Raw genomic sequence first — 21,658 nt, forward strand, 5'->3', positions numbered from 1 at the left:
CTCTTTTATGAGAACCATTATTCTCGAAACTATCATAAACGCCCCAATAGAAAGAGTGTTTGATTTAGCTAGAAGCATAGATCTTCATAAACTATCTACAAAAGGCACAAACGAAGAAGCAATTGCTGGCAAAACAAGTGGACTTATTGAACTAGGAGAAACTGTAACTTGGAGAGCAAAACATTTTGGAATATATCAAAATCTATGTGTAGTAGTTACTGATTATAAAAAACCTTATCTTTTTGTAGACAAAATGACTAAAGGTGCTTTTTCTTCAATGAAACATATTCATCGCTTTGAGGGAATTAAAGACAATAAGACTAGAATGATTGACCGTTTCACTTTTGAGGCACCACTTGGATTCGTGGGTAAAATTGTAGAAAGCCTTTTTTTAGAATCCTATATGAGAAAGTTTCTCACCGAGAAAAACAAAGAGTTAAAAACTGTTGCCGAAGGAAATGAATGGCAAGAAATTTTAAAATAACTTCTAATTAACAAAAATGAACTACACTCAAAAAATGTTACGTGATGACGCTTTACGCGGAAAAAATATTGTGGTAACTGGAGGCGGAAGTGGTCTCGGTAAAACCATGACCAAATACTTTCTTGAACTCGGCGCTCAAGTCGCTATTACTTCGCGTAACCTCAAAAAATTAGAAACCACCGTTGAAGAGTTGGAAAAAGAAACTGGCGGAGAATGTTTTGCGATACAGTGTGATGTTCGTAATTACGATGAAGTTGAAAAAATGCGTGACGAAGCTATCAGTAAAATGGGAAGTGTAGATGTTTTATTGAACAATGCTGCAGGTAACTTCATCTCTCCTACCGAACGCTTGTCTTCCAACGCTTTCGATACCATTATCGATATTGTTTTAAAAGGAACTAAAAACTGCACCCTTGCTTTTGGAAAACATTGGATAGATCAAAAAGAAAACAATAAAACCGTTTTAAATATTGTAACCACTTACGCTTGGACAGGCTCTGCCTATGTAGTTCCCTCGGCAACAGCAAAAGCAGGCGTTTTGGCGATGACACGCTCGTTAGCAGTAGAATGGGCAAAATATGGCATTCGCTTTAATGCCATTGCTCCTGGACCATTTCCTACCAAAGGTGCTTGGGACAGACTTTTACCTGGCGATTTAAAAGATAAGTTTGACTTAGCTAAAAAAGTTCCGTTACAACGAGTGGGCGAACACCAAGAGTTGGCTAACCTTGCCGCATATCTGGTTTCTGATTTTTCGACGTATGTCAACGGCGAAGTGATTACCATTGATGGTGGTGAATGGTTGAAAGGTGCGGGCCAGTTTAATTTGTTGGAAGCTATTCCAGAAGAACTTTGGGATCAATTAGAACAGATGATAAAAGCAAAAAAGAATGCTTAATTCTTCATTTAGCATAAGTTCTTAACATTTGCAACTACTGTTAACAAGTTTCATTTTCTTTTGCGATAATATATTGTATTTTTACTCCAAAAAGTAAGCAAATTGATGGGTAAAATAATTGCAATTGCAAATCAAAAAGGTGGCGTAGGCAAAACTACCACTGCAGTAAACCTTGCAGCCTCGTTGGGTGTTTTAGAAAAAAAAGTATTGTTGATTGATGCCGATCCACAAGCAAATGCTAGTTCTGGTTTGGGTATAGATGTAGAAAGTGTTGAATATGGAACCTACCAAATTTTAGAGCACACCATAAAACCCGAAGAAGCTATTATTGCCACCGATTCTCCTAATTTAGACATCATTCCAGCCCATATCGACTTGGTAGCGATCGAAATAGAACTCGTCGATCAAGACGAACGCGAATTAATGCTCAAAAAGGCGATACTTCCGCTTAAAGCGAAGTATGATTATATTTTAATCGATTGTGCCCCGTCATTGGGGTTACTAACACTCAACGCCTTAACTTCTGCCGATGCGGTGATTATCCCCATTCAATGTGAGTATTTTGCCTTGGAAGGTTTAGGAAAATTGCTCAACACCATCAAAAGTGTACAAAAAATACATAACCCAGATTTAGATATCGAAGGTTTATTGCTCACGATGTACGATTCTCGTTTACGCCTATCGAACCAAGTGGTAGAAGAAGTCAAAAAACACTTTGACCAGATGGTTTTTAAAACAATTATTCAGCGAAATGTACGTTTGAGTGAGGCGCCAAGTTTTGGAGAAACCATTATCAATTACGATGCAACTAGTAAAGGAGCTTCAAATTACTTAAATTTGGCAGAAGAAATTATCAATAAAAACAAATCATAATGGCAAAAGCCACAAAAAAGCAAGCTTTAGGAAGAGGGTTATCCGCACTTTTAAAAGATCCTGAAAACGATATCAAGTCAGCTCAGGATAAAAACGCAGATAAAGTAGTCGGAAATATTGTTGAACTTGATTTAGCTGCTATTGAAGTCAATCCGTTTCAACCACGTACGAGTTTTAACGAAGAAGCTTTGGAAGAACTCGCTACTTCTATCAAAGAATTAGGTGTCATTCAGCCAATTACGGTTCGCAAGATCGATTTTAATAAATACCAATTGGTTTCGGGAGAAAGACGTTTTAGAGCTTCTAAATTAGTCGGACTCAAAACGATTCCTGCCTATATCAGAATTGCCAACGACCAAGAGTCGCTAGAAATGGCTTTGGTTGAAAACATACAACGTCAAGATTTAGATCCTATCGAAATTGCCATGTCTTACCAACGTTTGATCGATGAAATCAACTTGACCCAAGAACAAATGAGTGATCGTATTGGTAAAAACCGTTCGACCATCGCCAATTATTTGCGTCTGCTGAAATTAGACCCTATCATCCAAACCGGAATGCGTGATGGCTTTTTATCGATGGGGCACGGAAGAGCACTCATCAACATCAATGATGCTGATGCGCAATTGGAAATATACGAAAAAGTACTTTCAGATTCACTCTCGGTAAGAGAAACTGAAAAGTTGGTAAAAAGTTGGCACGAAAAAAAATCTGGAAATAAGAAATCATCAACGGTAACTGTTCCTACGAAAGTAAAAAAATCGATGAAAGAATTTTCTGACTACTTCGGGGCAAAAGTCGATGTGAAAGTCACCAAAAAAGGTGCTGGAAAAATTATTGTTCCGTTCTCTTCTGAAGAAGATTTTGAGCGACTAACCAAACTCATTAAAGGTGAAGCCTAAGTTTTTATTTCTTTTTTTAACTTTCTTACTCGCCGGAAATTGGCTTTCTGCGCAAAGCGATAGTCTAGAAGTAAAACAAAATAAAGTGAAAATAAAAAAGGAGGAGGTTGTTCTAGAAGAATATGATCCTTTAGCGCCCTCAAAAGCAGCTTTTTACTCTGCAGTTTTACCTGGACTGGGACAAGCCTACACCAAAAAATACTGGAAAATACCATTGGTTTATGCAGGCCTTGGAGCAGGTGTTTATTTCTATATAGATAACAATAATAAATACCACGAAATAAGAGATATTTACAAAAGAAGGCTTGCTGGATATGAAGACGACAAGTATCAAGGTATTTTTACCAATCAAAACTTGATTGACGGACAGAGAGAATATCAGCGGAACAAGGAAATCTCACTTTTATTTACCATTGGTTGGTACATCATCAATATTATAGACGCCAACGTTACGGCTCATTTACAGCAGTTTAATGTCGGTGAAAATTTAAGTTTACGACCACAAATGCAATATGACGAGATTTCTGGAAACCCAAATTTCGGTTTATCTTTAAATTTTAATATCAGTAAATGAAAATAGCACTTTTAGGTTATGGAAGAATGGGAAAAGCCATCGAAGAAATCGCTTTAGAAAGAGGGCACGAAGTGATCTATAAGACTTCCGAAAATATCCGTGTAAACGAATTTAAAGAAGCAGATGTCGCTATTGATTTTAGTATTCCCGATGTGGCTTTCAGTAATATTTCCACTTGTATTGAAGCGGGTATTCCTGTAATTTCAGGAACCACAGGTTGGTTAGAAAGATACAAGGATGTGGTTGAGCTTTGTCAAAAGGAAAAAGGTACTTTTTTGTATGCTTCTAACTTTAGCCTGGGCGTAAATTTGTTTTTTAGTCTCAATGAGTATTTGGCTGATTTGATACAACCTTACAAGGAATATCAATTAGAATTAGAAGAAATTCACCACACCAAAAAACTCGACCAACCTAGCGGAACCGCAATTACGCTAGCAGAAAATATTATTGAAAAATCTGCATACAACGACTGGTTTTTAAAAAATAATGAAACAAAATCAGAGAAAAGCATACCTATAGTTGCCAAGCGCATCGAAAATGTTCCTGGAACCCACGTTGTATCTTACAATTCTGAAATCGACAGTATAGAAATTAAGCATACCGCACATAATCGTAAAGGTTTTGCGCTCGGAGCAGTAATTGCTGCTGAATATGTAAAAGACAGACAAGGCATTTTTACGATGAAAGATGTACTTGGTTTAAAAAATTAAAAATAGCACTATGACAATCTTACAATGGTTTATTTTTTTCTTAATCGTACAAATCATTCACGGTTTAGGAACTTGGAAACTTTATAAAGCAGCAGGAAGACAAGCTTGGGAAGCCTTTATCCCGGTTTACAACGCAGTGATTTTAATGAAAATCATCAACCGACCTTGGTGGTGGACTATCTTACTTTTTTTACCTATTATCAATCTTATTATGTTTCCGGTGGTTTGGGTAGAAACCGTCAGAAGTTTTGGAAAAAATTCTGTTGCCGATACGTGGTTAACCATACTTACCCTTGGTTTTTATATCTATTACATCAACTACACCCAAGAGCTTAATTATATTGAGGAAAGAAGTCTTAAACCAAAAACTGAAGTGGGCGAATGGGTAAGTTCAATTTTATTTGCGGTGGTGGCTGCAACCCTTATCCACACCTATTTTATACAACCCTTTACCATTCCTACTTCGTCTTTAGAAAAAACATTACTGGTAGGTGACTTCTTGTTTGTAAGCAAATTTCACTATGGCGCAAGAGCACCAAAAACCACGGTGGCTTTTCCTATGGTTCACGATACCATCCCAATTTTGGGAATAAAATCCTATACCGATTGGCCACAACTCCCCTATTTTAGATTTCCAGGTTTTCAAGATATTGAAAGAAATGATATTGTGGTATTTAATTGGCCGACAGATACAGTTCCTTATTTTGGTTATACGGGAAATCAAACTTACATCAAACCTTTAGATAAAAAATCAAACTATGTTAAGCGATGTGTCGGAATTCCTGGTGATTCTCTAAAAATTGTTGGCGGAAAGGTTTACATCAATAACCAAGCATTACAATTACCAGAAAGAACGAAATTACAATATTCATATGTCGTACAAGGCAAAGGACAAGGCTTTGACTTAAATGCTTTGTATCTCAACTATGGTATTACAGATCCTGTTGGTTGGTATAACGAAGCCCAAAAGCAATATTATTTTTCGGCAATCGATGACGAAACTATTGAAAGGTTTAAAAATCATCCTAATGTAGCCAGCGTACAAAAAATGCTGAAAACTCCAGATGTCAATGACTTTAGAATCTTTCCAAACAGTAAAACTGTCAACGGAAATGCAGATGAGTTTCCTTCAATTTATATTCCCGAAAAAGGAAAAACAGTGTCGATTACCACAGAAAGTTTGCCTTATTACAAGCGAATTATTGAAGTTTACGAAGGTAGCGAACAAAATATCGAACAAAACATAACGACCAACGGCACACAAGTTTTATTAAACGGAAACCCCATTACGGAATATACGTTCAAACAAAACTACTATTTTATGATGGGTGACAACCGACATAACAGTGAAGACAGTCGTTTTTGGGGCTACGTTCCCGAAACCCATATTGTAGGTAAACCCGTTTTTATTTGGATGAGTTGGGATAGCAATGCTACCGGATTTGCCAATAAAATTCGTTGGGAAAGACTCTTTACCACTGTTGGTGGTGAAGGTCAACCGGTTTCTTATTTCTATTATTTTCTGATTGGTGTCGTCATACTTATCGGAGTTAATTTCTTTAGAAAAAGGAAAAAGAACGAGTAACCTATGGAAATTGTCTTGCAGCCAGCATATTTTGGTTCGATTGCACAATGGGTAGCTTTCGCGAAAGCAGCTAAAGTTCACTTGGAAGTTTTTGACAATTACCAAAAACAAACCTACCGCAACCGACAGTATATTTATGGTGCCAACGGAAAATTACTATTAAACATTCCGATAAAACACAGCAAAAATAACAAAAGACAAAAAACCAACGAAGTAAAAATAGACAACAGTTTTCACTGGCAAACCGTGCATTGGAAATCTTTGCAAACTGCCTACAGAACCTCTCCTTTTTTTGAATTTTATGAAGATGAGATTGCTCCGCTTTTTCAAGAAAAATATAAACTTCTAATCGATTTTAACTTGGCTTGTCAAGAAGTAGTTTTAGAAGCTTTGCAATTGGAAAAAAAAATGGAGCATACAGCAACTTACCAAATAGAGGTCAGTAAACCTTTGGTAGATGGTAGAACCCTGATAAACGCAAAAACAAAACACAATTTTGATTTCGAATCTTATCATCAGGTTTTTGCAGATAAACATGGTTTTATAGAAAACCTATCTATCTTAGATTTGTTATTTAACGAAGGTCCAAATGCTATAAATTACTTGACAAGTCAAGCCTTTGATGCTATAGAATTCAAATAAATAACATGAAAGATACGCTTGTAAAAGTTCTCTTTTTTGTGATTATCCTTGTGAGTTTACTTGGCTTTTTTACAAGTGCAATGGCTTTAATCGCGGGTGTTTTGTTTACCCTGTTTTTTGGAAACCCCTATCAAGAATACACTAAAAAAGCTTTTAAGCTTTTTCTGAAAATTGCGATCATCGGTTTAGGCTTTGGAATGTTTTTTAAAGAAACCCTCAAAACCAGCAAAGAAGCTTTTATCATTACGGTAATCTCAATTTTTCTGACCATAACCATAGGTCTATTGCTAACCAAAGCTTTGAGGTTAGAGAAAAAATTAGGCTACCTCATTTCTTCAGGCACTGCTATTTGTGGTGGAAGTGCTATAGCGGCAATTTCTCCTATTATCAATGCCAAGGGAAAAAACATTAGCCTAGCTTTGGGTATTGTTTTTTTGTTGAATTCGATAGCCTTATTACTATTTCCCAGTGTTGGCGAATGGCTAGACTTAACACAAGAGCAGTTTGGTTTATGGTGTGCGATTGCGATACACGACACCAGCTCTGTTGTTGGAGCCAGTTTAGATTATGGCGAAGAAGCATTAAAGGTAGCCACAACCACCAAATTAGCACGAACACTTTGGATCATACCACTTTCTCTGTTTTCGATGTTCTTGTTTAAAGGTAAAAACAGTAAGATAAAATTTCCTTTTTTTATTCTCTACTTTATTATTGCTATTGCCATCAATAGTTATTTTTCTTTACCTAAAGAGCTGACCAATACACTTGTACTTATGGCTAAAAGATTAATGGTTTTAACCCTGTTTTTAGTAGGTCTGGAAATTTCCGTAAAAGAACTAAAAACCATCGGTCCCAAACCTATTTTACTAGGGCTATCACTATGGATTTTTGTTTCTATATTCTCGTTACTATATATTATTTACTAATAAAAGTCCCTTCTAAAAAGAGGGAATTTAGAGGTGTGTAAAAATCGTGATTATTTATCAATAATAACTTCCGCAGAAATAGGATAATGGTCAGAATAATTTTGTGGGTAACTCGTAAAATCCTTGATGATAAACTCAGGTGAACTCAAAATAAAATCGATTCGCAGCGGAATAAAATCAAAATCAAAAGTTTTTCCCAAACCATTGCCAGCCTCTCTAAAAGCATCGTTATGGTTTTCGGTAAGTTTACGATAGACGTAAGAAAAAGCACTGTTGTTAAAATCTCCTGCAATAATCGACGGATAGTTGGTTTGCCTTAGCTCATTTAAAATCAATTCACTTTGCTCCTCTTGCATCTTAAAGGCATTACCTACACGAGTAATCAACATCTCCCTTTCTTCTTTATTTAAGGTTTTTACTTTAGGAATAATTTTTAAACTCTGCAGGTGCACATTAAACACGCGAATGGTGTCATTCATGATTTTAAGATCTACATAAACAGTATTATTACCAGAGTTTTTAAAATCTAGGTTTTTCTGATTAATAATGGGATATTTAGAAAACACAGCCAGACCATATTGGCTTTTAGGATTGATCCCTTGAAAGTTTTTGTGCTTGAATGTGCTAAAATCAATCCCCTGAATACTGTTTTGAAAATCTTGCATCACCAAAATATCAGGATCTTCATTGGCAATAAAAGCACTTATTTTTTCAGGAACGCTGTCTATTTGAGACCATTTATACTGATTGAACAAACGCACATTATAACTCATCACTTTTAAGCTTTCTACGCCTTTATTTTCCATCCCATTATCAGAAAACTTATAAAGAGATATCAGATGATTAAACCCGATGAGCAATACAATTGCAGATAATAAGAATTGCCTGCGAACCTGAATAACCCAATAAGCCAAAAACAAAATATTGATGAGCAATAAAAGAGGCATTCCCAAACTTAAAATAGATAAAAAAGGAAAGGTTTTTGGTGGAATATAGGGTAACAAATAAGCAAAGAGCAAGGCTACCGCAAAAAGCGAGTTAAAGAAAAACAAAACTTTATTGAAAAAACCTAATCGCCTCTTTTTAATCATAAATTTTTACCTGCTTGGTAGAGAAAGTCTTTCTCTTCTTTGGTTAGACTTTCATAGCCATTATTTTTTATTTTTTCTAAAATAGCATCAACCTTAAACTGATTTTCTGTTTTATAACTTCCAAACGATTGTTTGCTTTTATTATTACTTTTTGGGGTTTTGTTTTTGTATACTTTTTTAAACGGATGCTTTGTTTGTTTCCAATTTTCAAAAAACAATCTCGAAATGATATTTTCAAGCCAAGCACCAATGTTTACACCTTTCTTGAGTTGATGAGTATATAAGAATCCAGCAAAAGCACCACCCAAATGAGCCAAATGTCCTCCTATATTGGAAATAGGCGTTTGTATCAAATCTAATAGCACAAATACTGCAGCGATCCACCATAATTTTACACGGCCAATGAGACGCAAATACACTTCCATATTAGGCGATTGGGTGATTGCACCTATTAAAATCGCCATAATTCCTGCAGAAGCACCCACCAAGGGAATTGCTGCAAAACTTGATGAAATCTGGTAGAAAACTACAAAAAACAATCCACCTACAATTACCCCAAGTGTAAAATAGGATAACAGTTTGATTTCATTAAAAAACGATAAAAACAAATTGGCAGAAAAATACAATACCAACACGTTGAATAAAAGGTGAATAAAGCCTCCGTGTAGAAACCCGTAGGTAATAATCGACCAAGGGTGAAACAGTAAGTGATTCATGGGTGACCAAACCGCAAACCAATCGATGAACCATCGTCTGTCAAAACCAAATAATGTCCCAGAAACTTCCACAAGTTTTTGAATTACAAAAACAATAACCAAGACTGCTATTAGTTTTTGGACCACATCTGCTTTTTGGTAATGGTATTTTAGTTTTTCCTGCCAAGTCATCAGTACCAACGATTTGCGTTAAACTGATTTTTTTTCCAATACCACATCATCAAAAAACCAATGACAGCGCCACCAATATGCGCCCAATAAGCCGTGTTTGATGGCCCGAATATGGTTGCTCCTGTGATAGCAGAATATACATTAATAAGGAAGTAACCTCCAATTAAGTATTTGGCTTTAATAGGAATCGGGATAAACATCAAATACAAAGGTAAGTTAGGGTAAACCACGGCAAAAGCAGCTAAAACTCCAAAGATAGCTCCAGAAGCTCCCACCATAGGTACCATCAAAGAATCTGCAAAGTCTCTAATTAAACCATTCTGTCCAACATACATCATCCCTGCTTGTTTTCCGCTAAACTCTGAAATGAGCGCTTGAACTTGTGGCTCAGTCATTCCACTACTCAATAAGTTTTCATAAGCTGCATTAAAATCGAGGTAACTAAACAAAATCTGTAATCCTGCGGCTCCTAGTCCCGCAGAAAAATACAAGAACAAAAACCTATTTTTACCAATGGTTTGCTCTAAAACACTTCCAAACATATAAAGGGCAAACATATTGAACAAGATGTGTGCAAAATCACCATGCATAAACATATGTGTTACCAATTGCCAAATCCCGAAATTGGAATTTTCTGGGAACCAAAGTGCCAATAATTGAATAGCGTAACCGCCTACAAATTGAGTTCCTATAAAGAACAAAATATTAACAATGAGTAAAACTTTTACGGTTTCTGTGATGTTATTCATTACACAAATTTTTTATCTAAATCGTTGGTGGTAAGTTCTGCAAATACTTTTTTATTGGCAGGTGTGAATTTGGGTTCTTTACAAGCAAACAAAGCATCTATCAATTCTTGTTGCTCAGATGGGTTGAGTATATTTCCGTTTTTTATCGCCATACTTTTTGCCAAAGACTTGGCCAACATATCGGTTTGTGTAAACCCGTTTTCAGGCACTTCATCTTTAAAGTCAGACATCAGTTGATCCAACAATATAGAGACTTCGCTTTCGCTGATCAATGTTGGAATTCCCGATATTTCTACTCCATCTTTTTCCACTTTCGTGAAAACAAAACCGGTTTGGGTTAAATTGTCTTGCAACTCTTTTAAAATTTCAATCTCATCGGTAGAAAAATTTAGCGTAAGGGGAAACAACAACTGTTGACTTACAGCTCCTTTTATGGTAATGCTTTTTAAAAGTTCTTCGTATAAGATACGTGTATGCGCACGATGTTGGTCGATGACCAAAATGCTGTTTTTAAGTGTTCCTACAATATATTTTCGGTTAAGCTGAAAGGTGTTTGAGTTTGTCTGACTTTCTTTTTCATCAAACAATTTCCCGTTCACCACTTCGCTTTCTACCTCGATATTTGCAAAATCTACCTCTGTTTCTACAGTTTCAGGATATAAAACTTCCCAGTTTTTAGTCGCCTTTGAAGTGACATGTTGATAAGAAGGATTTGACTTTTTTGTTTCTTGCTTAAACGGATTAAAATTTCGATCTACCTCTACTTTTGGAGTGATACTTTCTTTATTTCTATAGGCATAAGGTGTGTCGAGATTTGGATCTTTATCAAAATCTAAAACCGGAGCGACACTAAACTGCCCTAAACTATGCTTAATGGCACTTCTTAAAATCGCATAAATAGAATGTTCGTCATCAAACTTAATCTCGGTTTTGGTCGGATGGATATTAATATCGATACTTTTGGGGTCAACTTCTAAATACAGAAAATAACTCGGTTGGTAACCATCACGCAGCATTCCCTCAAAGGCAGCATTTACAGCGTGGTGCAAGTAAGCCGATTTGATGTAACGGTTATTCACAAAGAAAAACTGCTCGCCTCTGGTTTTTTTAGAAAACTCTGGTTTACCTACAAATCCCGAGAGTTTTACGAGTTCAGTATCCTCGTTTACAGGAACCAATTTCTCATTGGTTTTTCCTCCAAAAACATTTACAATTCGTTGTCGTAAATTAGATTTTTCTAATTTAAACAGTTCACTACCATTATTGTACAGACTAAACTCAATCTGCGGATGAGCTAAAGCAACCCGTTGAAATTCGTCGATGATATGCCTGTTTTCTACATTATCCGACTTTAAGAAATTGCGTCTAGCGGGAATATTAAAAAACAAATTCTTAACACTTATCGTTGTTCCCTTTGGAGTGACACAAACCTCCTGACTTTCTACCTTGCTTCCTTTAATAATAATTTCAGTACCTACCTCTTCCTCCTCTGGTTTCGTTTTTAAACTCACATGAGCAATTGCTGCGATTGAAGCCATAGCTTCTCCCCTAAAACCTTTGGTTTGCAAAGCAAAAAGATCGTCAGCCGTTTTTATTTTTGAAGTCGCATGCCGTTCAAAACACATACGAGCATCGGTTTCTACCATTCCGATGCCATTATCGGTGACCTGAATAAGCGTTTTGCCCGCATCTTTAATAAGTAATTGTATGTTGGTAGCTTGAGCATCGATGGCGTTTTCTAACAACTCTTTGACGACAGAAGCGGGTCTTTGTACCACTTCTCCTGCAGCAATTTGGTTAGCAACATGGTCTGGTAAAAGCTGTATGATATGCTTCATTTACTATAAAAAATTGAAAGGTCGAAATCGATGATGAATAAAAAAATAAGGATAAACAAAACCACCAATAAAATAATGATGTGCTTTGATTTCTTATCTTCTTCTAGGCTTTCTTCGCGTAATTCATCCCACGCGCGTTTAAAGCGTGTAAACAAACCTCCCGTTTTACCAATGGTCGATCTGTATTTGTCGTATTTAGACTCTACAGCAAACGGACTTTTCTCACTGTCGTGATTGTAATAACGTGGCTTATAGCTGAATTTTTTATTTCCTTTCCTGCTTAGAAATCCCATAATGAATAATGAATCTCAAAGTTAAAGAATTGTGATGAAAGCGAGTAAAGCTTTCGCGGAAATTATTAAATGAATTATTAAGTTAAAGGTTAAAGGTTTGAAAGTTAGCTTACAGCTTTTAGCCTACTGCTATTAGCTTTCAGCAAAAAAGAGACTGCTTCGTCGATTGGATCCTCACAGTGACTAATTTTCAACTTAGATTTCAAATTCTTCTTCAATTTTTCAAATCTCAAATCCCACGTCTCTGATCTCACTTTTCAGATCTCACGTCTCAGGTCTAAAAGTCTATCAACCTTTATAGAATTTGGCGTCTTTACGAAGTTGGGCCATTTTTATGGCAGCAACGGCAGCTTCAGCACCTTTATTGCCGTGCTTTCCTCCTGCTCTGTCGATAGATTGTTGCTTGGTATTATCGGTGAGTACACAAAAAATCACCGGAATATCACCTTGAATATTCAAATCTTTAATGCCTTGTGTAACGCCTTCACAAACAAAATCGAAATGCTTGGTTTCCCCTTGTATGACATTCCCCACAGCGATAATCGCATCAAGCATATCGAAAGCTTCTTGCATTTTTTTACAACCGTAAATGAGTTCGAAGCTACCCGGAACATTCCAACGAACGATGTTTTCTTTTAAGACATTATTCTCGATCAACACATCAAAAGCCCCTTGAAAAAGAGCTTCGGTAATGTCTTCGTTCCATTCTGAAACAACAATCCCAAACCGAAAATCTTTTGCGTTTGGGATCGTGTCTTTGTTATATTCCGATAAGTTTTTTCCGGCAGTAGCCATATTTATTCGATACTTTCGGCTTGACCCATATAAACAGCAGTTTGACTCGCTTCTTCTGCTTCGCTAAACTCCTCGTTGATACGAGTTAAGTGTGTTTTTGCTTTTTCGCCATCTTTTAGAACAATAGCGGTAATAGCGGCCTTCAACAAAAATTTTGGGGTCGTAAAATCGTTGGTACGCATCGTAGCTGCTTTCTCGTAATAACCTAAGGCTTCTTCAGGCTGGTTAAGTTGTAAGAAAGCATCGCCAATAGCTCCTTTTGCCAATGGTGCTAAAACCTCATCATCACTAGAAAAATTCTCTAAATGTGAAATCGCTTCTTTGTATTTTCCTGTGTTTAAATAAGCAATACCAGCATAATAATTGGCAATATTTGCCGCATCTGTTCCTGAATAGTTGTCGATGACATCAATCAATCCGAATTTTCCACCATTTCCCGTAAGGGCTAAATTATATAAAGAATCTTGATCTTTACCAGTAGCGTTCAATGCATTTTCGAAATAGATTTGAGCTTGAGCCATATCGTCTGCAGCTTCGTATTCTTTAGGCTCTTGAATAAATTTGGTGTAACCGATATAAGCCAAAACAGCTACGACAACTACTCCTATTACTCCAAGTATAATGTTTTGGTTTTTAGAAATCCATTCTTCAGTTTTGTGCGCTCCTTCATCTAGGTTGTGAAAAACCTCTGCAGTAGTCGAGTCTCCGTCATAAACTACGTCATCTACAATTTCGTCTTGCTCTTTGTTTGCCTTTGGCTTATATTTCTTTTTATAGGTTGCCATAATGTTAATTGATTGATGCGCAAAAATAAAATTTTTATTTATAAATAAAAGTAATTTAATTTATATTTTATAAAGGCTAGTTGTCAAGCGATTTGTATTTTTAAACCCTCAAAGCTAATTTGCATTTCATCTACATTTATGGTATTAAAAAACTTACACCTGATCAATTATAAGAATTTTCAAAATACTGAATTTCAATTCAATAAAAACATCAATTGTTTTGTAGGCTTAAATGGTGTAGGAAAAACCAATGTCTTGGATAGCATCTACCACCTAGCCAACGGAAAGAGTTATTTTAACCCCATTACGAGCCAGAATATTCATCACAAAGCTGATTTTTTTCTCATTGATGGTGAATTTGATATTACTGAACGTTCAGAAAAGGTAACCGTAAGTGCAAAAAAGGGACAAAAGAAAATCCTAAAAAGAAATAACAAGGCTTACGAAAAATTTAGTGAGCATATTGGGTTGATTCCCGTGGTAATCATCTCACCTTCAGACAGAGACTTGATTGTTGAGGGAAGTGATGTACGCCGTAAATTTATCGACAGTATTATCGCCCAGAACGATAAAACCTTTTTAGAAACGCTTATCAAGTACAACAAGATTCTGGGGCAACGGAACTCGTTACTAAAATACTTTGCCTCCAACCAAACTTTTGATAGCACAACTTTAGAGGTTTACAACGAGCAGTTACAACCTTATTCGGACATGATTTATCAAAAAAGAAAGGCTTTTTTAGAAGAATTTATTCCTTTCTTTCAACAAAAATATGAGGCAATTAGCAATGGTAAAGAAAAAGTTTCGATTACCTATAAAAGCCAGCTTCACGAAGACTCCTTTCTAGATTTATTAGAAGAAAACCTCAAAAAAGATTTACAATATACCTATACAACTTGCGGTATTCATAAGGACGATTTAAGGTTTAAAATAAATGGCTATCCTGTAAAAAAATACGGCTCACAAGGACAGCAAAAAACATTTTTAATTGCTTTAAAATTAGCACAATACGATTTTATCAAAGCTCAGAAAGGGCTTAACCCTATTCTTTTGTTAGATGACATTTTTGATAAATTAGACGAAGAACGTGTTGGTTTTATCATTAAACTAGTCACACAAGATAATCTGGGGCAACTATTTATTTCAGATACGCACGAAAATCGTACGGAAAATGTGGTACAGCAATATGCCGACGATTACCAAATTATTACTTTATCATGAAAAATTTAATCTATCTCCTTTTCGTTTTTTTCGCTTTAAGCTGTCAGCAAAAAATAGATAAAAAACAATTAGAAAACCTTAACGGATATTGGGAAATAAAAGCCGTTTACCAAGACGGAAAAACTGTAAAAGAGTTTACTTTTAATCCAATGGTCGATTATTTTTTTATGAAAAACAACCAAGGTTTTCGTAAAAAAGTACAGCCCCAGTTCGATGGGTCTTATAAAACGTTTGATAACCAAGAAGATTTTAAGGTGGTGACAGAAAATGACTCCATATATTTACATTATAAAACACCACAATCTCAATGGAAAGAATTAATTTTGGAAATAGATGCAGAAAATCTCAAAGTAAAAAACGATAGGAACCTCACCTATCATTACCAAAAATTTAAAGGCTTTAGCGAAAATGGCTCGAAATAGTGAAGAACAAAATGTTGGTAATGTTTTAAAAGACTTCATCGAAAAAAACAAACTCGATAAAGGTTTGGATATCGTACAGCTTCAAGAAGTTTGGAACACCCAAATGGGTCCAGCCATAAGAAAATACACCACGCAAATTCAGTTTAAAAATGAAACTTTGTACGTAAGTTTAAGTTCTTCTGTTTTACGGGAAGAGCTTAGCTATGGCAAAACTCGTATCATACAGATGTTGAACGAGGAAATGGGACGAGAAATCGTAAAAAAACTAGTCTTGCGATGAAAAATGAAAAAGATTCCAAGCTTCAGCATTTTACAGCTTGGTTAACGCAAGTAATGGATAGCCAATTTACCATTCCGGGCACAAAAATCAGGTTTGGTTTAGACCCTATTTTGAGTTTAATTCCTGGTGTTGGAAATGCTTTATCGACTGGGGCTTCGATAAGTATTTACGGATTGATCCTCGCCAAAGGTGTGCCGTTTAAAACAGCATTACAAATGATGGGAAACATTATTATCGACACTATTTTTTCTTCCATTCCGCTTATCGGAACCATTGCAGATATTGGTTTTAAGGCCAATTCTAAAAACCTAAAGCTTTTACAAAAACACCAAGAAAAAAACCCAGAAGGTAAATATTACTATGGTGTTTGGATATTGTTTGGTTTAACCATTTTGATCACTATTGTGTTACTGATTTTCTTTATCCGTTTGATCTGGAATTTTATAGCTCAGCTATTGGCATAAAAAATCCGCTTGAAGCGGATTTTTAACAGATATAAATCGATTACATCTCCATATACTTTTGATAAATGGTTTGAAATTCCATCATAAAACTTTGCGTGATTAGCATTTGTCTTTCTGTGATTTCAGGAGTTTTATCTAAAATTTGTTTTCCAAGAGGAGTTTTATAAAATTCTATTAAAGCATTAATCTCTTCCTTGCTATAAACTTCAAGAAAGATATCAACTGTCTTATCATAATTAGCACTCATTTTAGCCTTAATTTCAGACTTAAAAGCCTCTTTGTTTCTGTCAGGAATGCTCGCAATTAACTGCTGAAACTGAGGTGTATCAATCACACCGCCTGATTGTTTCTCTACTATTTCTTTAATCGCAGCTTTTAAAGCTTTTTTTTCTTGTGCAAAAGTAGTTAAGCCTACAAGAGCAAAAACTAACAATAAAACTGTCTTTTTCATATTGATATTAATTAAATAAGGGTTTATTTTTCATTAAAGCGATGACATCGTTTTTTACTTGACTTAAAACTTTATCATCATTTGGGTTTGTAATTACTTTATCTACCAAGGTTACCACGATTTGCATGTCGTTTTCTTGTAATCCTCGAGTTGTTATAGCAGGAGTACCAATTCTTATGCCAGAAGTTACGAATGGCGATTGGTCATCAAAAGGCACCATATTTTTATTGACGGTAATGTCGGCTTTTACCAAGGCCTCTTCTGCTTCTTTACCAGTAATGTTTTTATTCCGCAGGTCAATTAACATCATATGGTTATCGGTACCATCAGAAATTACTTTATAGCCTAAGTTGACAAATGCTTTAGCCATGGCTTCGGCGTTTTTCTTTACTTGTACTATATAATGAAGAAACTCATCTGTCAATGCTTCTCCAAAAGCTACTGCTTTGGCTGCAATGATATGCTCTAAAGGTCCGCCTTGGTTCCCTGGGAAAACTGCGCTATCAATTAGCGAAGACATTTTTCTTAAGTTGCCATTTTTAAGTTTAATTCCGAAAGGATTTTCAAAATCTTCACCCATCATAATAATTCCGCCACGAGGACCACGTAAGGTTTTGTGTGTAGTGGTCGTTACAATATGACAATGCGGGATTGGGTCACTCATCACTCCTTTAGCAATTAATCCTGCTGGATGCGAAATATCAGCCATCAAGATGGCACCTACTTCGTCGGCGATCTCTCGAAAGAGTGAGTAATCAAACTCACGCGAATAAGCAGAAGCTCCGGCAATAATCAATTTTGGGTTTTCTTTTTTAGCCATTTCACGAACGTGATTGTAGTCTATTCTTCCAGTACTTTCTTCTACCCCATAAAAAATAGGTTGGTATAGTTTTCCTGAAAAGTTAACGGGCGAACCATGCGTAAGATGTCCACCGTGAGACAAGTCAAACCCAAGAATCTTATCTCCTGGTTTCAGACAAGCCGCATAAACAGCAGTATTCGCTTGCGAACCGGAATGAGGCTGTACGTTAACGTGTGTAGCTCCAAACAATTCTTTGGCTCTATCGATAGCGATGGTCTCTACTTCATCTACTACTTCACAGCCACCATAATATCTTTTCCCGGGATATCCTTCTGCATATTTATTGGTTAAAACAGAACCTGCAGCTTCCAAAACTTGATTGCTTACAAAGTTTTCGCTCGCAATAAGTTCTAAACCGTTGATTTGTCTGTTTTTTTCTGCTTCTATTAAATCGAAAATAGCAGTATCTCTGTTCATAGTTTTGTTATTCGTTAAATTTTTTTCAAAAATAAGAAAAGCATTCGGTTAATGTTTAGAAAATAATATATTTGAACATAATATTTATAGACTTGAAACTTAAAATATGGTAATTACAGCAAACAATCCTGATAGAAAAACTTGGTTAAATATTCCTAAAAATACCGATTTTCCTATTCAAAATATTCCTTTTGGTGTTTTCTTAACCCGTGATGATATCATCACCATAGGAACACGTATTGGTGATTATGCCATCGATCTAGGAGCATTACACCAATTAGGCTATTTTGAAGGTATTGCGTTGACTGACGATATTTTTCTTCAAGACAGTTTAAACGATTTTATTGCCGATGGCAGAAAAACTTGGCGCGCCGTAAGAAATCGTATTGCCGAGATTTTTGACGAAAAAAACAAAAGCCTTCAAGAAAATAAAGAACACCAGAAAGTCATCTTATTTACCTTAGACGAGATCGAAATGCAACTCCCAGTACAAGTGGGTGATTACACCGATTTTTATTCGAGCAAAGAACACGCCCAAAATGTAGGCGAAATGTTTAGAGGAAAAGACAACGCACTTTTGCCCAATTGGCTACACATTCCGGTGGCTTATCACGGGAGAAGCTCGTCGATTATCCCAAGTGGAATTCCCATAAGAAGGCCTTTAGGGCAAAAAATGCCTAACGGTGCAGAAACTCCTGTTCTAGGGCCATCAAGAGCACTGGATTTTGAACTCGAAATGGCTTTTATCACGACAGACGCCAACCATATTGGGGAACCTATTCCTGTAGCCGAAGCCGAAGAACATATTTTTGGATTAGTACTTTTTAATGATTGGAGTGCTCGTGACATCCAACGTTGGGAATATGTTCCTTTAGGACCATTTTTAGGAAAAAACTTTGCCTCAAGTATCTCCCCTTGGATTGTTACTTTAGATGCTTTAGAACCTTATAGAACCACAAGTCCAAAACCTGTGAAAGAACCACTTTCTTATCTAAAATCGGAAGGAAAGAAAACTTTTGACATCAACCTTGAAGTCGCCATTCAACCTGATGGTAAAAAAGAAACGATAGTCTGTAAATCTAATTTCAAATACCTGTATTGGAATATGAGCCAACAATTGGCGCATCATACCATTAATGGATGTCCTGTGAAGAGTGGCGATATGATGGGAAGTGGTACTATTTCCGGAAAAGAGAAAGATAGTTACGGGTCTTTGCTCGAACTTTCATGGAACGGTAAAAAGCCGCTCAAACTAAAAGAAGGCGGTGACAGAAAGTTTGTGCACGACAAAGATACCGTAATTTTACGGGGTTATTGTGAAAACAAAAAAGTAAGAATTGGTTTTGGTGAGTGTAGTACCAAAGTTTTACCCGCCATAAAACCCAAATAGGCGTTCAACAAAATATCTGAGTATTGAAAAAAATTACATACATCCTTTTTTCGTTGCTGCTGTTGGCTTGCACGAGCACCAAAATGGTAGAAAAACAGCTTCTGGTCGGTAATTACGACCAAGCTATAGAACTTTCTGTAAACAAACTTCAAAAAGGTAAAAATAAAAAATCTGCTTTACCATATATCGCTTTGTTAGAAGATGCGTTTGAAAAATATACGCACCAGCAAGAAAGAAAAATAGAATTGCTTTCATTGGAAAATAATACTGAGAATAGCGAGAAAATTTACAGGGAATACCGAAGAATGATCGAAATTCAGAATCAGATTTATCCGTTACTTCCTTTGATAAAAGCCAATGGTGAAGAAGCTAACTTTTATTTTACCAACTACAACGAAAAATTGGTTGAAGCCAAAAACAAGCATATCGATGAATTGTTGAAATCGGCGTCTGTAGAAATGCAAAAAGGCCACAAAGACAATTATAGAAAAGCCTACGAAATCTATGAGGAAATCGAAAAACTAAACCCTTCGCAAGAAAAACTCTTTCAGCTAAAAGAAGAAGCTCACCAAAAAGGAACTTACTTTATTTATGTAGAGCTCACTAACAATACCGAACAAATTATTCCGCAAAGTTTAGAAAGTGAACTAACCAACTTCAAAACTTTCGAATTAGATAATTTCTGGACAGTTTACAGCAATGTCCAAGACAGTAACACCGTATACGATTATGCCATTTATCTTGATTTTACCACAATTGAAGTTTCGCCAGAGCAAATAAGAGAAGTACAAAAAGAATTAAGTCGCGAAGTGGTCACCGGAACCACCTACAAAAAAGACCGTGAAGGTAATTTTGTAAGAGACGAAAACGGAGATAAAATTAAAATAGATAAAACTGAAACCCTTTCGGGAACTTTAAGCGAAACCATTCAGTCAAAACAAATTTTTGTTGGTGGAATCGTAGCATACGAAGACCTTCGTCAGCAGAAAATTATTGAGAGATACCCGCTAGAAACCACCTTTATTTTCGAAAATGTTTATGGAACGTTTAGAGGAGACAAAAAAGTGTTGAACGACGAAGAAAGAAAAACGCTTGGTGGAGCGCAAATTCCCTTTCCTACAAGTGAAAAAATGCTAGTTGATGCTAGTAGTCTACTGAAAGAAAACCTGAAAAATATTATTCTCGCTCACCCGATTGTTGAAGATATCAATACTGATAATTAACCGAAGAATAATCTTTGATGTGAAGTACAACTTCATTCGTTCCGTCTACTCGTAATGCTGTGATATCAAAAGATGTGATTTCTTGAAAATAAGCCAAACAAGCCTCTTCATTTTTTAGCACAAAACGCACATTTCGCTGTGGCGGAAAGGATTCCATAATTACACCCGCATCAATCAACATGGGTTGCCAAGTGCTACCGTCACAACCACTTGCGCCATATTCAACGATTAAACAATCACCTTGAACACTCACATTGTCAATATTTCCGTGCATAGATTGCTCGTTTTCATATTTACTTTCGCTTATTTCCACAAACAAATCACAGTTGGTTGCTCTGCTAATGTCGTCACCTCCATCATCACTACAAGCAGTATTCAGAAAAAAGAGTGCAGAAAAAAATACTAGGATTGTTTTCATCTTAAATATTATTTAGGTGAATACCATTATGCGAAGCATCGTGAACCACTACTCCATTTTCTAAAACAATCAACTGTGGCGACTCGTGAGGCACACCAAATTTTTCAGCAATCTCATTACTGATATCACGGTGATTTAGTAAATCTAAAAAGTAGAATTTTGTAAGATTATTTTGTGGTTCAAAACTTTTTTCAAATCGTTTTAAAACACCCCGACTAATTCCGCATCGTGTAGAATGCTTAAATATAGCCACTTTCGTGGAATTTGACTCTTGTGCTATTTCGTCTAGTTGTGTAACTTCTGTGAGCTCATTCCAAGGAAAATTATTTGCCTCTTGTGTTTCCGATTCACTTTTTCCAAATATTTTATCAAAAAATCCCATCTGCTTATTTTTATCATAAAATTAAGGAATATTTACGTGATTTCATTTTAAATTTATAGAGAATTTTCGCTTTAAACTGAAATTTTGTCTTGAATA

Annotated in this window: 26 protein-coding genes; 15 read left to right on the forward strand and 11 right to left on the reverse strand. The window is 35.9% G+C overall.

Translation table 11 applies throughout. The features are described from left to right. Nucleotides 1-7: 7 nt before the first annotated feature. The 9 genes from DNG35_RS06135 (at nt 8) to DNG35_RS06175 (ending at nt 7,594) form a co-directional block, all read left to right on the forward strand. Nucleotides 8-484: an SRPBCC family protein gene (locus DNG35_RS06135; protein WP_111126969.1), complete on the forward strand. Its 477-nt coding sequence runs from the start codon at nt 8-10 to the stop codon at nt 482-484. 16 nt (nt 485-500) lie between these two features. Further along, nucleotides 501-1,382 carry an SDR family oxidoreductase gene (locus DNG35_RS06140; protein ID WP_111126971.1) on the forward strand — a complete coding sequence of 294 codons (882 nt, stop codon included), beginning with the start codon at nt 501-503 and terminating at the stop codon, nt 1,380-1,382. A 105-nt stretch (nt 1,383-1,487) separates the two neighbouring features. Continuing rightward, nucleotides 1,488-2,255 carry a ParA family protein gene (locus DNG35_RS06145; protein WP_111126973.1) on the forward strand — a complete coding sequence of 256 codons (768 nt, stop codon included), beginning with the start codon at nt 1,488-1,490 and terminating at the stop codon, nt 2,253-2,255. After that, entirely contained in the window at nt 2,255-3,157 is a 903-nt protein-coding gene (locus DNG35_RS06150) for a ParB/RepB/Spo0J family partition protein (protein ID WP_111126975.1), read from the forward strand. Before DNG35_RS06145 ends, DNG35_RS06150 begins: the two co-directional genes overlap by 1 nt. Next, the gene (locus DNG35_RS06155) at nt 3,147-3,731 is read left to right on the forward strand and encodes a DUF5683 domain-containing protein (RefSeq protein WP_111126977.1); all 585 of its coding nucleotides are present in this window, start codon (nt 3,147-3,149) and stop codon (nt 3,729-3,731) included. The genes DNG35_RS06150 and DNG35_RS06155 overlap by 11 nt, the downstream gene beginning before the upstream one ends. Further along, complete coding sequence (gene dapB / locus DNG35_RS06160; protein ID WP_111126978.1) at nt 3,728-4,441, forward strand: 4-hydroxy-tetrahydrodipicolinate reductase; 714 nt, start codon at nt 3,728-3,730, stop codon at nt 4,439-4,441. Before DNG35_RS06155 ends, dapB begins: the two co-directional genes overlap by 4 nt. A 10-nt stretch (nt 4,442-4,451) precedes the next feature. Next, entirely contained in the window at nt 4,452-6,026 is a 1,575-nt protein-coding gene (gene lepB, locus DNG35_RS06165; protein WP_111126980.1) for a signal peptidase I, read from the forward strand. Nucleotides 6,027-6,029: 3 nt separating this feature from the next. Then, on the forward strand, nt 6,030-6,668 hold the full coding sequence (locus DNG35_RS06170; RefSeq protein ID WP_111126982.1) for a WbqC family protein: 639 nt from the start codon (nt 6,030-6,032) through the stop codon (nt 6,666-6,668). A gap of 5 nt (nt 6,669-6,673) precedes the next feature. Beyond that, complete coding sequence (locus DNG35_RS06175) at nt 6,674-7,594, forward strand: YeiH family protein (RefSeq protein WP_111126984.1); 921 nt, start codon at nt 6,674-6,676, stop codon at nt 7,592-7,594. A gap of 50 nt (nt 7,595-7,644) precedes the next feature. Here DNG35_RS06175 and DNG35_RS06180 read toward each other — a convergent pair whose 3' ends face one another. From DNG35_RS06180 to DNG35_RS06210, 7 genes are all read right to left on the reverse strand, one after another. Next, the gene (locus DNG35_RS06180) at nt 7,645-8,685 is read right to left on the reverse strand and encodes an endonuclease/exonuclease/phosphatase family protein (protein WP_111126986.1); all 1,041 of its coding nucleotides are present in this window, start codon (nt 8,683-8,685) and stop codon (nt 7,645-7,647) included. Next, entirely contained in the window at nt 8,682-9,572 is an 891-nt protein-coding gene (locus DNG35_RS06185; RefSeq protein ID WP_111126988.1) for a rhomboid family intramembrane serine protease, read from the reverse strand. The genes DNG35_RS06180 and DNG35_RS06185 overlap by 4 nt, the downstream gene beginning before the upstream one ends. Continuing rightward, nucleotides 9,572-10,321: a rhomboid family intramembrane serine protease gene (locus tag DNG35_RS06190; protein WP_111126990.1), complete on the reverse strand. Its 750-nt coding sequence runs from the start codon at nt 10,319-10,321 to the stop codon at nt 9,572-9,574. The genes DNG35_RS06185 and DNG35_RS06190 overlap by 1 nt, the downstream gene beginning before the upstream one ends. After that, complete coding sequence (gene mutL / locus DNG35_RS06195; protein ID WP_111126992.1) at nt 10,321-12,159, reverse strand: DNA mismatch repair endonuclease MutL; 1,839 nt, start codon at nt 12,157-12,159, stop codon at nt 10,321-10,323. Before mutL ends, DNG35_RS06190 begins: the two co-directional genes overlap by 1 nt. Further along, nucleotides 12,156-12,452 carry a riboflavin synthase subunit beta gene (locus DNG35_RS06200; RefSeq protein ID WP_111126994.1) on the reverse strand — a complete coding sequence of 99 codons (297 nt, stop codon included), beginning with the start codon at nt 12,450-12,452 and terminating at the stop codon, nt 12,156-12,158. The genes mutL and DNG35_RS06200 overlap by 4 nt, the downstream gene beginning before the upstream one ends. Before the next feature lie 288 nt (nt 12,453-12,740). Further along, nucleotides 12,741-13,247, reverse strand: coding sequence for a 6,7-dimethyl-8-ribityllumazine synthase (ribH, locus tag DNG35_RS06205; protein WP_111126996.1), 507 nt, complete (start codon nt 13,245-13,247; stop codon nt 12,741-12,743). Nucleotides 13,248-13,249: 2 nt separating this feature from the next. Then, nucleotides 13,250-14,032, reverse strand: a complete 783-nt coding sequence (locus DNG35_RS06210) for a tetratricopeptide repeat protein (RefSeq protein ID WP_111126998.1) — start codon at nt 14,030-14,032, stop codon at nt 13,250-13,252. 138 nt (nt 14,033-14,170) lie between these two features. Here DNG35_RS06210 and DNG35_RS06215 point away from each other — a divergent pair, with 138 nt between their 5' ends. From DNG35_RS06215 to DNG35_RS06230, 4 genes are read left to right on the forward strand one after another with little or no spacing between them, the layout of a single operon-like run. Then, nucleotides 14,171-15,253, forward strand: a complete 1,083-nt coding sequence (locus tag DNG35_RS06215) for a DNA replication/repair protein RecF (RefSeq protein ID WP_111127000.1) — start codon at nt 14,171-14,173, stop codon at nt 15,251-15,253. Then, nucleotides 15,250-15,675 carry a lipocalin family protein gene (locus DNG35_RS06220; protein ID WP_111127002.1) on the forward strand — a complete coding sequence of 142 codons (426 nt, stop codon included), beginning with the start codon at nt 15,250-15,252 and terminating at the stop codon, nt 15,673-15,675. The genes DNG35_RS06215 and DNG35_RS06220 overlap by 4 nt, the downstream gene beginning before the upstream one ends. Then, nucleotides 15,662-15,955: a DUF721 domain-containing protein gene (locus tag DNG35_RS06225; protein WP_111127004.1), complete on the forward strand. Its 294-nt coding sequence runs from the start codon at nt 15,662-15,664 to the stop codon at nt 15,953-15,955. Before DNG35_RS06220 ends, DNG35_RS06225 begins: the two co-directional genes overlap by 14 nt. Continuing rightward, nucleotides 15,952-16,419 (forward strand): DUF4112 domain-containing protein, encoded by a 468-nt coding sequence (locus DNG35_RS06230; protein WP_111127006.1) that lies wholly within the window; start codon nt 15,952-15,954, stop codon nt 16,417-16,419. The genes DNG35_RS06225 and DNG35_RS06230 overlap by 4 nt, the downstream gene beginning before the upstream one ends. A gap of 40 nt (nt 16,420-16,459) precedes the next feature. Here DNG35_RS06230 and DNG35_RS06235 read toward each other — a convergent pair whose 3' ends face one another. Together DNG35_RS06235 and glyA are read right to left on the reverse strand one after the other, a co-directional pair. Then, complete coding sequence (locus tag DNG35_RS06235; RefSeq protein WP_111127008.1) at nt 16,460-16,870, reverse strand: DUF2059 domain-containing protein; 411 nt, start codon at nt 16,868-16,870, stop codon at nt 16,460-16,462. Between the two features lie 7 nt (nt 16,871-16,877). After that, nucleotides 16,878-18,149, reverse strand: a complete 1,272-nt coding sequence (glyA, locus tag DNG35_RS06240; protein WP_111127010.1) for a serine hydroxymethyltransferase — start codon at nt 18,147-18,149, stop codon at nt 16,878-16,880. Between the two features lie 106 nt (nt 18,150-18,255). Between glyA and fahA the strand changes: the two genes are divergently transcribed. Both fahA and DNG35_RS06250 read left to right on the forward strand, forming a co-directional pair. Then, the gene (fahA, locus tag DNG35_RS06245; RefSeq protein WP_111127012.1) at nt 18,256-19,539 is read left to right on the forward strand and encodes a fumarylacetoacetase; all 1,284 of its coding nucleotides are present in this window, start codon (nt 18,256-18,258) and stop codon (nt 19,537-19,539) included. A gap of 23 nt (nt 19,540-19,562) precedes the next feature. After that, nucleotides 19,563-20,762, forward strand: a complete 1,200-nt coding sequence (locus tag DNG35_RS06250; protein ID WP_146228836.1) for a lipopolysaccharide assembly protein LapB — start codon at nt 19,563-19,565, stop codon at nt 20,760-20,762. Here DNG35_RS06250 and DNG35_RS06255 read toward each other — a convergent pair. After that, the gene (locus DNG35_RS06255; protein WP_111127016.1) at nt 20,746-21,180 is read right to left on the reverse strand and encodes a hypothetical protein; all 435 of its coding nucleotides are present in this window, start codon (nt 21,178-21,180) and stop codon (nt 20,746-20,748) included. The genes DNG35_RS06250 and DNG35_RS06255 overlap by 17 nt on opposite strands. A gap of 1 nt (nt 21,181) precedes the next feature. After that, nucleotides 21,182-21,562, reverse strand: coding sequence for a bacillithiol system redox-active protein YtxJ (ytxJ, locus tag DNG35_RS06260; protein WP_111127018.1), 381 nt, complete (start codon nt 21,560-21,562; stop codon nt 21,182-21,184). Between the last annotated feature and the right edge of the window lie 96 nt (nt 21,563-21,658).

The organism is Mesonia sp. K7 (assembly GCF_003233725.1).
Taxonomy (GTDB): domain Bacteria; phylum Bacteroidota; class Bacteroidia; order Flavobacteriales; family Flavobacteriaceae; genus Mesonia.